Annotated in this window: 11 protein-coding genes; 2 read left to right on the plus strand and 9 right to left on the minus strand. The window is 37.5% G+C overall.

Annotated elements, in window-relative coordinates; all coding sequences use genetic code 11:
- Positions 1–878 (plus strand): hypothetical protein (locus KKG99_13630; GenBank protein MBU1014034.1); only part of this gene is annotated, 878 nt, incomplete at its 5' end.
- A 25-nt stretch (positions 879–903) separates the two neighbouring features.
- Here KKG99_13630 and KKG99_13635 read toward each other — a convergent pair.
- The 8 genes from KKG99_13635 to KKG99_13670 all read right to left on the minus strand — a co-directional run bounded on the left by KKG99_13635 (position 904) and on the right by KKG99_13670 (position 10,912).
- Positions 904–3,780 (minus strand): PKD domain-containing protein, encoded by a 2,877-nt coding sequence (locus KKG99_13635; GenBank protein ID MBU1014035.1) that lies wholly within the window; start codon positions 3,778–3,780, stop codon positions 904–906.
- Between the two features lie 146 nt (positions 3,781–3,926).
- Positions 3,927–4,946 carry an FAD:protein FMN transferase gene (locus KKG99_13640; protein MBU1014036.1) on the minus strand — a complete coding sequence of 340 codons (1,020 nt, stop codon included), beginning with the start codon at positions 4,944–4,946 and terminating at the stop codon, positions 3,927–3,929.
- Between the two features lie 100 nt (positions 4,947–5,046).
- Positions 5,047–6,285: an NADH:ubiquinone reductase (Na(+)-transporting) subunit F gene (nqrF, locus tag KKG99_13645; protein MBU1014037.1), complete on the minus strand. Its 1,239-nt coding sequence runs from the start codon at positions 6,283–6,285 to the stop codon at positions 5,047–5,049.
- A 43-nt stretch (positions 6,286–6,328) separates the two neighbouring features.
- On the minus strand, positions 6,329–6,946 hold the full coding sequence (gene nqrE / locus KKG99_13650) for an NADH:ubiquinone reductase (Na(+)-transporting) subunit E (GenBank protein ID MBU1014038.1): 618 nt from the start codon (positions 6,944–6,946) through the stop codon (positions 6,329–6,331).
- Between the two features lie 24 nt (positions 6,947–6,970).
- On the minus strand, positions 6,971–7,630 hold the full coding sequence (locus tag KKG99_13655; GenBank protein MBU1014039.1) for an NADH:ubiquinone reductase (Na(+)-transporting) subunit D: 660 nt from the start codon (positions 7,628–7,630) through the stop codon (positions 6,971–6,973).
- A gap of 3 nt (positions 7,631–7,633) precedes the next feature.
- On the minus strand, positions 7,634–8,371 hold the full coding sequence (gene nqrC, locus KKG99_13660) for an NADH:ubiquinone reductase (Na(+)-transporting) subunit C (protein MBU1014040.1): 738 nt from the start codon (positions 8,369–8,371) through the stop codon (positions 7,634–7,636).
- A 27-nt stretch (positions 8,372–8,398) separates the two neighbouring features.
- Positions 8,399–9,535 carry an NADH:ubiquinone reductase (Na(+)-transporting) subunit B gene (locus KKG99_13665; protein MBU1014041.1) on the minus strand — a complete coding sequence of 379 codons (1,137 nt, stop codon included), beginning with the start codon at positions 9,533–9,535 and terminating at the stop codon, positions 8,399–8,401.
- A 27-nt stretch (positions 9,536–9,562) separates the two neighbouring features.
- Positions 9,563–10,912: a Na(+)-translocating NADH-quinone reductase subunit A gene (locus KKG99_13670; protein ID MBU1014042.1), complete on the minus strand. Its 1,350-nt coding sequence runs from the start codon at positions 10,910–10,912 to the stop codon at positions 9,563–9,565.
- A 158-nt stretch (positions 10,913–11,070) separates the two neighbouring features.
- Here KKG99_13670 and KKG99_13675 point away from each other — a divergent pair, with 158 nt between their 5' ends.
- Positions 11,071–12,402, plus strand: a complete 1,332-nt coding sequence (locus KKG99_13675; protein MBU1014043.1) for a DUF5103 domain-containing protein — start codon at positions 11,071–11,073, stop codon at positions 12,400–12,402.
- Between the two features lie 6 nt (positions 12,403–12,408).
- Here the strand turns inward: KKG99_13675 and KKG99_13680 are convergent, their stop codons facing one another.
- Positions 12,409–13,650 carry an ABC transporter permease gene (locus tag KKG99_13680; protein MBU1014044.1) on the minus strand — a complete coding sequence of 414 codons (1,242 nt, stop codon included), beginning with the start codon at positions 13,648–13,650 and terminating at the stop codon, positions 12,409–12,411.
- Positions 13,651–13,653: the final 3 nt, after the last annotated feature.

Consider the following 13,653-nt stretch of genomic DNA (forward strand, 5'->3'; position numbering starts at 1 on the left):
AAAATGGAGGGATTATGATAGCAAAGAAACTTCATTTCAATTTTTTTACATTAACATTTTTTCTTATTTCATTTTTTAACCCAACAATGGCACAAAACTATAATAATTCGAAAAGTAACACTTCAACTTTACTTGGTGCTTCATCGTATCTGGGAGGAATTCAGCCAGTTCAAAAGCATATCACTCCATATGGAAACTGTTATGCTTTTGCCCCTGCTAATTGGATAATTACCGATAGCAAGCGCGAAGGCGATGCACTTGGAATGTACAGTGCCGACAGGAATATGTACGCAGGTTACCTGGTAATGGGGATACAGGGCGGCTTAACTACCGGATATTACAGTTATATGTATGCCACGCCCGAAACCTTCTTAAACTATCTTATTTCGGAAAGCAATACAAAAATGGTTACCTATGGAGCACCATTCCGGGATGAATATGGATACACCATTCTCCCGTTTGAAGTGAAGGGTTCGCCGGATATTAAAGGTATGATTTTTTATCGTGTTTGGGCCATTCCCGGCGATCCTTATGGATATGTGCTTGTTATGCGTATTGCCAAAACCGTGAAAAAATTCTGGAACAACCTGGCATCACAGGCAATATCTGTGGCCCTTTCTATTCGAAGTGTGGTGCAAATTCAGTCAGGCAACAGTAGTAGCTCAGGTTCCGGAGGTTCGAGTTCTGGAGATCAGGCGGCTGAATCCGGTTATAATATACAGCTCGGCATGGAATATGTTCACGACCCTGATACCGGCGAAAATTACTGGGTAAGCCCAGCTAAAGATTATCAGGAAACAGGGCTTTATGGACCGGGTTATTATAAACAAACTGGAAATGACACCAAGAAGCTTTTACCGGGCAGAAGTGATGATTAATTAAATAGTCAAATGGCCAAATAGTCTAATTATCCCTCACGCAACGCACAGAAAAACCAAAGAGCTTATTGGTACTGCGCACCCTGTCCACTTTGGTGTCTTTGTAGTACAAGCCCCGGCCCCAAGCGTTATCCGTATTGTTAACGTCCTCAGTAGCACTCCACCACCAGCCGTAGTTGCCAATGTTGCCGAAATAACCACCTGCGCCACGTACGCCACCCGGAAGGGCCGTAAACCCACTCTCATTGGTTGCTCCTGTGTTGGGGCTGTTCCAATGTGAAGTGCCGGCTTCCTTTAGTGCTCCACCTGCAACTATAAAATTACCAAAGTTGTCAGTTAACTCAGACCACTCGGCATCACTTGGTAAATGCCATCCATTTGGGCAAATACCTTGTATCCCACTTGGATTTGAATTGCTGCTCGATGCACCTGCCATGACAGCAGGCCAGTTATATAAAACTCCATAGGTATTATAATTGGAAGTTGCTTTTGCTTCATTTACATCTGTGCCTTCATATTCATAAACATGATACGTGATTATATAATAATATTCTGATGAAGGGATAACGTAAGGCAGGTAAGCCAGATTTTCTGCCATCCAGGTTTGGTTGCCAATTTTTACAGTCTTATATGTATGTCCATCGCGTTCATCTACTAATGAATCCTGTTCTGCACAGCTAGTAAATACTTTCTCATATCCATAAGCCGTACCTTGTTCATTTGTGGCATAAGCCCTAACGTAATAAGAAGTATTTGATTCAAGTCCACTAAGATTGGCAGTAAAAGTCCCAAGCCCGGCTCCATTAATGCTTTTGTTATTGTCAACTGTCGGGCTTCCATAAGTATTCCAACAGATACCCCGTGCTGCTACATCCGATTTTCCCTGATTCGTTACCTCACCTCCGCATGTGGCACTGCTATCGGAAATATTAGTAACATCTGATGTACTAACAGTTGGTATGCTATCAGCTACCAGCCCTGTCACTTTTGTACTCTTCTGATCCACGATGGTTTTTGTGGCATCGTACACAATGGCTGTAATATTATTTTCCTCGGCTTCAGATTTTAGGGTCCAATCTACAAAGGCCTCTCCGTTAGCATTGGTCGTTATGATATTGCCGGATAATGTACCGTCACCATCAATATAAACAGGACACTGAGGTACACCATTCTCAAGCATATCTGTAACCTTGTATCTCAGCGAAAACTTCGATTTCGCATCTGCTTCAGCGGGCAATTCAGTTAACAAATTTATTTTATTGGGAGCCTTCCATAATTGCGTTTTAAAGCATGGGTATTTGCTCGGCCCAAATTCCTTATTCTGCAATCCCCACAAAAAAGTCAATTTGGATCCGATCCTGAAATCCAGCCCAAGATCCAGGCTGCTGTTCCAGGCAACAAATGTTTTGGTGCCCGTACTTGTCAACTGGCTCTGGAAACCTGACTTATAATTACCTTCCAAATAAGGTACGATTTCGGCAAAGGGGCCAAAAAAACTATAAAACAAAACCTCAACCCTTGGGAACAATTCTAAACGGGCGGTCAGGTTCACTTCACCATTCAGGCTTAACGGATAAATGGTATTCTCCGGTACATACTCTTTGATGGGTGTAAATGAATCTGAATTTTTGTCGTAGATACCTCCCACACTCAAGGTGTGTTTGCTTCTGAAACCCATTTCGGCACTTAATTTTGTTGTCGCTGTCAGGCTGTATTTTCCATAAATATCAACATCAAAAGAAATCCAAACCGGAACAGTTCCAACAAGAAACTTGGCGGTTACCCTGGCCAAATCAATAAGTTTTTTCTGATCTTCCTTTGTAAATTCTTTTTTCATTTCAAGGGCAAGCTTGGCCAAAAATCCGGCTTCACTTTGCAGATAAAATTTGAACGAATTCAGATCTCCCTTTTTAACCCTGGTATTCTGAGTTAATTCACCCTTGTATTCAAAATCAAATTCAAATACTGCATTTGAAATTAAAGACGCTTCTCCGGTTTTTATGTAGAAATGAACATCATCACCATCTTTCCCATATAAGTTAGTATTCGACAAATTTTTTGTAAAATCAATTATTTTATAGCTGCTTTCGCTGCTCTCCGGTTTGTTATTTATAACGCTTTTAATAATTGTTTCTCCATCCTGTTTTTTATAAATAATTTCAACGGGATGAATAAAACCGTTTTGATCAGTCAATGCCCTTGATATTTCTAGATTGGAACTTGTACTTTTCAATGATTGATTGGGTTCGATCATTTCTGTATTCAGATTAAAATCTTTATCCACAAAAATATCTGTTAAATATGCCTGTTCGGTTTCCACAGTCAATGTGCTGCCACTTACCTGAGAGCTGATAACCTTACGCAGATAACCCATGGTGTCCATATCTATTGTCATAACAGAACCGGTAACAACCGATGGAACTGCACCAGTAAACCTTATAGTAGCCGTGCCAGCTTCCACATTATAACTTTGCACGCTACCCCCGGATTCATTCAAATTAACAAATGCTTCGCTTATACCAATTTCTTCCTGTTTAATCACTTTGATATAATTTTCTTTTGTTTCAATGCCAGAACCAAATTTGTTGCTCGCATTTAATGCCACGGTGTATGTACCTTTGTCTGCGTATACATGGGAAGGGTTTTGTACGGTACTTGTGGTACCATCTCCAAATGTCCACAACCAGCTTGTCGGACTGTTTGTTGATTGATCGGTAAACTGAATTGTATCCCCTTCAATTGCATTTGTTACATTGGAAGTAAAAGCTGCTGTTGGTTTACTACCTTGCGGAGGAGCTGGCGAATCATCATTTTTCTTACTACAAAATTGCAATAATACGATTAAAAGAATAAAAATGACAAAATAGGGTTGTCTGTTAGATTTATTGAATGCCATAACCATAAATTTAATTACAACGAAATGCTTAATCCAGAAAACAAATTTTTACAGATCAGTTACGAAATAACATATCTATAAAATATAAATGTATCAAAAAATATTTATGGAAAATTTAAAAAAGTCTTGTTTTTTAGATATTTAGAACAAATCTAAAAAGGGTAAGATTTCTGCATTAAATTCGAAAGGCCATCTGTCGCTTTTGTTGCCATTTTATTCTCATGATCGGTATAAATGAAAAAAGCTTCTAAATCAATCCGTCCTTCAAGGAAGCTTAAGGATTTTTCCAATCCCATAATCATAAATGCAGTTGCATAAGCATCGGCTTCGGCACATTTATCGGCTAAAACCGATACGCTAAGCAATGAATGCGTAACCGGATAACCTGTTGAGGGATCAATCATATGAGAATATCGTTTGCCATTTTTTTCATAATATTTACGATAGCTTCCTGAAGTAACCAAAGCTTTATCCTTTAGACTTACTATTACCTCGGCTTCTATTTCTCCATCCTGATTTTCCGTGGGTTTTTGAATCCCAACCTGCCATAATTCTGAATTGGGCTTGATCCCGGAAGCCAATACCTCTCCACCTATATCAATTATAAAATTCTGAATCCCCAGATTTTTCAGAAATCGGCCAACCACATCAACAGAATAACCCTGAGCAACAGCATTAAAACTTAGTTCCATACGTGGGTCAGACTTAACCAACATGTTATTTTCAATCCAAACCTTTTTATAACCTATAAATGCCTGAATACTATCAATCATTTCCTGACTGAGCTCAATTTTTTGCCTGAATCCGAAACCCCATGCTTCAATGAGAGGACCCACCGTACAATCAAAAGCACCACCGCTTTCTTCTGAAACCTTTGCAGATAAATTAAAATTGTCGATAAAATATTGATCCAGAATCACATTTTCCTCGTTTCTGTTTACCCGCGATAAAATCGAATTAGGCACCCATGATGATAAGGATTGATCAAAATCTAATAAAATAGAATCGATCTCCATTTGCAAATTTCTATTTTGCTCATCAAAATAAGTGACCAAATAATAAGTCCCTTGGGCTTCCCCCTGGAAACTAATTTTTTCTGAGGAGGTTGTTTGTCTCTGACAGGAAAAAGCAAAAATGGATAAGCTGAGGATCAGCGATGTAATTTTTTTCATTGAGCTTGGATTTATTCTTCAAAAATAACAATTTGAACAGAACAAAAAGCCCCGATCTCGTTAATTCGTGATCGGGGCCCTATTTATTATTTTGATCTCATTATCCTCCGAAATCATCAAAAGCAATCATTTCCTGAGGTACTCCATAATCATCAAGCATCTTAAGTACTGCATCATTCATCATCGGTGGTCCGCACAAATAATATTCAATCTCTTCCGGCTCCGGATGGGTTTTTAAATAATTGTCCATAATTATCTGATGAATAAAACCTGTGTACCCATCCCAATGATCTTCGGGCAAAGGTTCTGAAAGTCCAATATTGAATTTGAAATTCGGAAAATTCTTTTCAATTTCCCTGAATTGATCAACATAGAATAATTCCCTAGAAGATCGACCGCCGTACCAAAACGTGGCTTTACGATTTGTTTTACGTGTATTAAACTGATCGAAAATATGTGAACGCATTGGAGCCATTCCGGCACCTCCACCAATAAACATCATCTCTCGCTCGGTAGGTTTAATAAAAAACTCACCATAGGGGCCTGAAACAGTAACTTTATCACCTGCTTTTCGTGAAAATATATAAGAAGAACAAATTCCGGGATTCACGTTTTTGAAACCACCTGCAACCCGATCGAATGGTGGCGTTGCAATACGGATATTTAACATCACGATATTTCCTTCGGCAGGATGGTTGGCCATCGAATAAGCACGGAAAACGGGTTCAGGATTTTTCATTTTCAAATCCCACATTTTGAAGTGGTCCCAGTCGCCCCGATATTTTTCCTCGATAACCATATCTTTAAAATCAACTTCACATTTCGGTACATCAATTTGAATATATCCACCTGAACGGAAATCCAGGGTTTCTCCTTCGGGCAGCCGAACAACAAATTCCTTAATAAAGGTAGCCACATTGCGATTTGAAATAACTTCACATTCCCATTTCTTGATCCCGAAAATTTCTTTTGGAATGCCTATTTTCATATTTTCTTTAACTTTTACCTGACATCCAAGTCTCCAGTTATTCTGTTGCTCTTTACGGGTAAAATATCCCACTTCGGTAGGAAGAATTGATCCTCCTCCTTCAAACACCTGACATTTGCACATGGCACATGTTCCACCCCCGCCACATGCCGATGGCAGAAATATTTTTTCGTTGGCTAATGTAGTCAATACAGTCGAACCCGGAGTAACCATAAATTCTTTCTCATCGTTGATTACAAGCTTAATTTCACCTGAAGGCATGAGCTTTTTTCTGGCGTACAACAGCACAGAAACCAACAGCATGATTATGGATAAGAAAACAGCAATGCTGATCAATACAACCAATCCTATACTTATATTTAAAATCATATCTAATTTATTATCTAGTTAAAGACTACAATTTTATTCCTAAGAAACTCATAAATGCAATTCCCATTAATCCGGTAATAATGAACGTAATACCCAAACCACGTAAAGGAGCCGGAACATTTGAATAACGGATTTTCTCACGAATGGCAGCTATCCCAACAATTGCCAATAACCATCCAACGCCTGAACCTAAACCAAAAGAAGTAGCTTGCCAGATTGTTTCATATTCACGCTCCTGCATAAATAACGAACCACCTAAAATTGCACAGTTTACAGCTATTAATGGAAGGAAAATACCCAATGAATTATATAATGCAGGTGTAAATTTTTCAACGATCATCTCAACAAGCTGCACCATTGATGCAATTACAGCGATGAACATGATGAAACTTAAGAAGCTTAAATCCACATCCGCAAATTCTGGTCCTAACCAGCTCAAAGCACCGGCTGAAAGCAAATACTCATTCATCAAATAATCAACCGGTACGGTAATTGCGAGTACGAAAATTACTGCCAAACCAAGCCCCATTGAAGTTTTAACTGTTTTTGAAACAGCTAAATATGAACACATGCCCAGAAAATAGGCAAATACCATATTATCAATAAAGATGGACTTTACGAATATGTTAAATAATTCCTGCATATCTTAATTATTATAAGTTCTTTATTATTTCCCTTCGATTAATGTTTTATCCTTTGATCTCTGAACCCAGATGATTACACCAACAATAATTAGAGCCATTGGAGGTAAAATCATAAATCCATTGTTTTCATATCCAAAGTTGTACACTCCCAATTTTTCCATAACCGGAAAATCCCAAATGGTACCAGAGCCCAAAAGCTCGCGGAAGAAAGCTACTACTATTAAAATCCAGCCGTAACCAAATGCATTTCCCAAACCGTCTAAAAACGACTCCCAGGGTTTGTTGCCCATTGCAAATGCTTCAAATCGGCCCATGATTATACAGTTGGTAATAATCAATCCAACGAATACAGAAAGCTGTTTACTTACGTCAAAAACAAATGCTTTAAGCACTTGGTCAACAAGAATTACGAGAGCAGCAATCACTACCAACTGAACAATAATTCTAATTCGAGGAGGAATCCCATTTCGCAATATTGAGATAATTACATTACCAATAGCTAAAACTGCCATAACAGATATTGCCATCACGAATGCCGGTTTAACCTTAGCAGTTACTGCTAAAGCCGAACAAATCCCCAAAACCTGCATGGTAATCGGGTTCTCTTTATGAAGGGGATTGATTAAGAGTTTACGGTTCTTAGCCGAAAACATTGGTTCCTTTTCTTTTTTCAGTTCACTCATCGATTAATTGCGTTTATTGATATATGGAACATAATTTTCTAAACAATTGGTAAGCATTGCACTTACCGCATCGCTGGTGATGGTACCTCCAGAAATGGCATCTACACCATGTATATGCATTTCAGCTTGAAGTGTGGCAACACCACCTTTAACAACTTTCACAGATTGGAATTTTCCGTCTTTAAAAACTTCTTTTCCAACAAACTGAAGCTGAAAGGTTTTAGTGTCGATTTCGGCACCCAAACCCGGAGTTTCACCTTTGTGTCCAAAGGTTGCACCAACAACAGTACTAAAGTTATCTTTTACAGCTATGTTTCCCCAGATGGGGCCCCAAAGCCCAGTGCCACGCAAAGGAATGATAAAAGTCTTTATACCATTTGCTTCTGCTACTAAAAGTGGTATATTAAACTCCTGACCTTTCTCCTTTTTATATAACTCCTTTTTCAAATCTAAATTAAAAGCAAGGCTTTTCCCAGGCTCAACATCACCACTCCTGCTAGACTCAACTATTTCACCAGCATTATTGATTACAATTTCCTCGGTAATGTTTTTTTTGTAAAGGTCGATGGCATTTTCTGAAGTAGCTTCAATATTTGCAGAAGCGAGAACACCTTTCATTTTGTCGATTGCTTCATTTTTTTCCTGAAGCGGTTTTAGGAACATTGCAGCCGAAGATAATACGGCAGCTACAATGATCACCATCACACTTGCATATCGAAAAATATAAAAATTACTATACATAAGTTTATGTTTTATTTCCCTAAATAATTAAGCCTTAACACGTTTAAGTCGTCTTCTGATATTAGCTTCTACCACATAATGATCGATAAGTGGTGCAAATACATTCATTAACAAAATGGCAAGCATCATCCCTTCGGGATAAGCCGGATTAAACACCCTGATCAGCACCGCCATCATTCCTATTAAGAACCCATAAATGTATTTTCCTTTATTGGTTTGTGCTGCCGTAACAGGGTCGGTTGCCATAAATACCGCACCAAAAGCAAAACCACCCATAATCAAGTGATAATAAGGAGGAATATTCATATAATCATTTAATCCCCACAAATTAAATAAATAGCCCATGAATAATCCACCTGCTATAGTTGAGAATAAAATCCTCCAACTTCCAACACCTGTATATAAAAGTATCAAGGCACCAATACCGATTGCAATAATTGAAGTTTCGCCTACCGAACCGGGAATAATCCCAATAATCATATCCATTGGATTTGGTAATTTGTCGATATTTCCAACTAAAGCATCCCCGAGTGGAGTGGCTCCCGAAAAAGCATCAGCTTTATCCGAAATCCATACTTTATCACCCGACATGAATGAAGGATAAGCAAAAAACAAGAATGCACGGGCAGTTAATGCAGGATTGAGTATATTCATCCCGGTACCACCAAAAACTTCTTTCCCAATAATTACTGCAAAAGCAGTTGAAACGGCAACCATCCACAATGGAATGTCGGGAGGAAGAATTAATGGAATTAATAATCCCGATACAAAAAACCCTTCGTTAACTTCGTGTCCGCGTTTTTGGGCGAATATGATTTCTATACCCAAACCAACTACATACGAAACAACTAAGATTGGAAGTACCTTTAAAAACCCGTACCAAAATGCCGGCCATAATTCAACTGTTTCGCCAAGTGAGCGAAAATGCTGATATCCCACATTCCACATTCCGAACAGTAATGCCGGAATTAAGGCGATGAAAACCGTAATCATCGTTCTTTTCATATCAACCCCATCCCTAATATGACTTCCCTTGACTGTTACATGATCAGGAACAAAAAACAAGGTTTCCATGGCATCAAAAGTAGAGCGGAACATTTCAAATTTCCCACCCTTTTGAACATGGGGTTTTATATTATCTAATATTTTTCTAAGTGCTTTCATTAATCTATATAATGGTTAAACAATATTTTAACTCATTTCCTTTCTAATCATATCCAAACCATGTCGAACAACAGATTGGATTTCGATTTTAGAAGTACTGATATATTCGCATAAAGCGAAATCTTCATCATCCACTTCATAAATTCCCAGGTTTTCCATCGCATCTATATCTTCAACCATGATGGCTTTAATTAATTGCATAGGATAAATATCCATAGGAAAAACCTTTTCAAACTCACCTGTCATAACGAAAGCCCGAACACCACCATTAATATTGGTATTTAATTTGAATTTTTTATTTGGAGTCATCCAGGAAAGAGCAGTACGGTAGAAACTATGTTTCTTAGGGCTTGGAATTAACCAACCCATAAATTGGTGCTGATCTCCTTCAGGAATAACAGTTACCTGAGTATGGTATGAACAAACATATCCGGTACTCTCAATTTTAGTACCTGTTAACACGTTTCCACTGATAAAGCGCTTCTTAACCTCAGTAACATTATGATGAGCGAATGGTTCTACACTTGCTCCCAACTTTGTTTTATAATACTTAGGACTTAAAACCTCAGAGCCTGTAAAAGTGATCAATCGGGTTGTGTCATATTTGCCTTCCAAAAATAATCTTCCGATTGTTAAAACATCCTGCGGATAAAGATACCAAACGATATCTCCTTTATTAATAGGATCGATATATGCAATTTGAGTCCCTATATTTCCGGCGGGGTGAGGCCCTGAAAATTCGTTGATCTGAACATTTTTTGAATTACTAAATACCTTTGAAGGGGCCGCCATCGTATTCACATTCAGATGAACCTTACCTTTAGTCAACTTAACTAATGCGTCAAGTCCGGCCTGAAAAGTTTCGCCCTGACCATGAACTAACAAGTCATAATCGGGAGCCAAAGGACTTGTATCAAATGCTGAAATAAAAATGGCTTTTGGTTCATCGTTTGGATTTGCAATTATAGAATAAGGACGTTGACGAATAAAAGGCCATGTACCACTTTCCAATAATTTAGCAATCACATCTTTCTTATCCAGATTCTTAGGATTCGCTTTCCCAAAATCAATGAATTCATTTTTACCGTCGGCCTCTATCTTTACTTCAAGCAAGATACGCTTAGGACCTCTTTTCAACTCAATAATCTTCCCGCTCACAGGGGCAGTAAACTGGATGTTATCTCTATATTTATCAAAAAACAAAGGTGATCCTGCTTTAACAAAATCACCTTCCTTCACAATCATTTTAGGGAATACGCCAATAAAATCGGTTGGTTTAATGGCGAAATTTTTGATATCAAGTTCAGCTACTACTTTCTCAGCCTCACCTATTAATTTAATATCCAGCCCCTTTTTAATTTTTATCATTTTCGGCATTTATTTTAATGTCAATATAAAAAATGCAATTTTACAAAATAAACCTCAACTTATGCTGTTTTACAATAAGTAAAGTGTAATATAGTACCTTATTTTTTATTTTATATAAATAAGCTTCAAAAAACTATAAATTTAGGGCAAAAATATAACTTATAGAAATGACTTACCTAAACATTAGAACTTATTCGCAAGCTTTTCGGATGACATTTATCATGATTTTGGTTGCGTTATTATTTTCTTTTCAGGGAAATAAATCAATGATGGCGATGGTAATTAATTCATTCTCTAATGATAAACCTATTTCTGCCGACAGGAATCATATTAAATCGGTCATCATTCACAGATTTGGATTTGAATTGTCAGATCCCATTATTCAGCTTAATACTGATGAAAAACTCCTACTTGCTTTTGATGACCTGATGGATGAAGTTAAAAGTTATAATTACACGATCGTGCATTGTAATTCAAACTGGGAGCCATCTGAACTGCTAACAGCCGAATATATCAACGGATTTGCAAGCGATCAGATCAGCGATTACCAATTTTCGTTAAATACCACAACTTCTTATATTCATTATGAATTAATTTTTCCGACTGACTATCTGCGATTAACCAAATCGGGCAATTACATTATCAAGGTTTTTGAAGACAATAATCAAAATGAGCTTGCTTTTATGAGAAAATTCAGCATCGTTAATCCGGAAGTGAAAATTGAAGCGAGTATTAAACCGCCTCTCGCCCTAAAATCAAAATTAGAAAAGCAAGAAATCGGATTTAAAATTTTTCTCAAGAATCTATACATCCCAAATCCTGCGGCTTCATTAAAAATTATTATTAAGCAAAATAACAGGGATGATAATATGATTACAGATATCAATCCTGTGAGGAATCAAGGGGATGTTCTGGATTATCATTTCAATAATAAAAGTATTTTTTATGGAGGAAATGAATTTAGGATGCTCAACATTAAGAGTTTAAGATATAAAGCCATAAACATTAACGCAATAGATTATTTTGGGGATGGTTATCATATTTCTCTTTTTGAAGATAAGGCAAGAAACAGGAATAATTATACTTTTGAAAACGACCTCAATGGTAAAAAACTCATTAAAACAGAGGATGAAAAAAATAGTTCGACAGAAGCAAATTATTGTTGGGTTCACTTTAGCCTTAAGGCTTCCCCTGAATTATTGAATAAAGATATTTTTATTACGGGAGAGCTGACCGAAGGGTTGCCCAATGAAAATACCAAACTGATTTTTAATGCAGGAAATGGTTGTTTCGAAGGCCTTCTGTTTTTAAAACAAGGTTATTATGATTATCAATACATTGTTAAAGAAAGCGGTGAATTATCAGCTAGCGTTTTGCTAACTGAGGGCAGTCATTATGAAACCAATAACGAATATTCGATTTTTGTATATTACCGTGACCCGGGCTCGATCTATGATCAGCTTATCGGTTATGAGAAAATTATTGGGCCAAACAATTAGCTTAAATTATTCGTATCGCAAAGCATCGATTGGATCAAGTCGTGCTGCTTTATTTGCAGGAATGATTCCTGAAATAATGGCTACTATAAAACACAAAACAACACCCAGCAAAATCCATAACCAAGGAATAATAAAAGCACTTCCGATGGACAAAGAAAGAATATTTCCTATCAAAATCCCTAATACAATTCCTAAAATACCACCAATTTGTCCTATTACGATAGCTTCGACAAAAAATTGATTCCTAATTGTTATGCTTGTCGCACCCATTGCCTTTCTGATACCAATTTCCCTTGTTCGTTCGGTCACTGACACCAGCATAATGTTCATTAAACCGATGGCCGCTCCAAGCAAGGTAATCAGTCCAATAAATGTTGCGGCCATGGTAACATAGCTCATCATACTTATTAGTGTATCGGCAATGAGGTCGCTTTTTGCAATTCCAAAGGTATCTACTTCTCCTAGTTTATCATCGCGTATTACACGAAATAATCCTGTTGCTTCGCCTATTGCGGACTCTGTATCTTCCACTCTGGCAGTCATTACATTAATTGTATAACTCATGTTTGCTCTTGAAAAATACTGCCTTACATTGGTAATCGGTACAACTGCCACACGATCACTCGAGCCAACACTTGAGCCTTTCTCTTTCAACACCCCAATCACTTTATACTTTCCAGGTCCAATAGAAATAATTTTGTCGATTGGGTCAATATTTGATTTAAACAATCTTTTTGCGACCTCGCTTCCAATAATGGCAACATTATTTCCGAAATGCACTTCATTTACATTGAAATTTCTCCCTTTTTCAATCTCCAATCCCGAAGTTATTAAATAACCATCATCAGAACCAATTACCGGAACATTTGGATCTGTTTTTTCAGATTCATATTTTAAGGTAGCTGTACCGGTCCCATAGGTATAAACTGAAACAGTTGATGGGATTTTAAACTCTTCTTTAAAAGTCAGTGCTTCATCAATAGTAATCGACCTGAATCTTTTGGCATCATTACCTCCACCTCCCATACGTATCATAATTTCTCTATTTCTGATGGTAAAAGTATTTGCACCCATCATCGCGAAACTGTCGGTTAAGTTGTATTTAATTGAATCAATAGCAGTCAGAATACCAACGAGTGCCATTATCCCAAATGCAATGATCAGTACAGTGAGAATGCTCCTCAACATATGCGACCGAATAGACTCAAGTGAAATTTTAATATTTTCTATGATCAGAAATTTTGTCATAAA

The sequence above is a fragment of the Bacteroidota bacterium genome, assembly GCA_018816945.1.
Taxonomy (GTDB): domain Bacteria; phylum Bacteroidota; class Bacteroidia; order Bacteroidales.

Bases quoted from the DNA above. Each gene is read 5' to 3' on its own strand.
- KKG99_13665 (MBU1014041.1), bottom strand. From the start codon at position 9,535: ATGAAAGCACTTAGAAAAATATTAGATAATATAAAACCCCATGTTCAA.
- KKG99_13680 (MBU1014044.1), bottom strand. From the start codon at position 13,650: ATGACAAAATTTCTGATCATAGAAAATATTAAAATTTCACTTGAGTCT.
- KKG99_13635 (MBU1014035.1), bottom strand. From the start codon at position 3,780: ATGGTTATGGCATTCAATAAATCTAACAGACAACCCTATTTTGTCATT.
- KKG99_13655 (MBU1014039.1), bottom strand. From the start codon at position 7,630: ATGAGTGAACTGAAAAAAGAAAAGGAACCAATGTTTTCGGCTAAGAAC.
- nqrC (MBU1014040.1), bottom strand. From the start codon at position 8,371: ATGTATAGTAATTTTTATATTTTTCGATATGCAAGTGTGATGGTGATC.
- KKG99_13640 (MBU1014036.1), bottom strand. From the start codon at position 4,946: ATGAAAAAAATTACATCGCTGATCCTCAGCTTATCCATTTTTGCTTTT.
- KKG99_13675 (MBU1014043.1), top strand. From the start codon at position 11,071: ATGACTTACCTAAACATTAGAACTTATTCGCAAGCTTTTCGGATGACA.
- nqrE (MBU1014038.1), bottom strand. From the start codon at position 6,946: ATGCAGGAATTATTTAACATATTCGTAAAGTCCATCTTTATTGATAAT.
- KKG99_13670 (MBU1014042.1), bottom strand. From the start codon at position 10,912: ATGCCGAAAATGATAAAAATTAAAAAGGGGCTGGATATTAAATTAATA.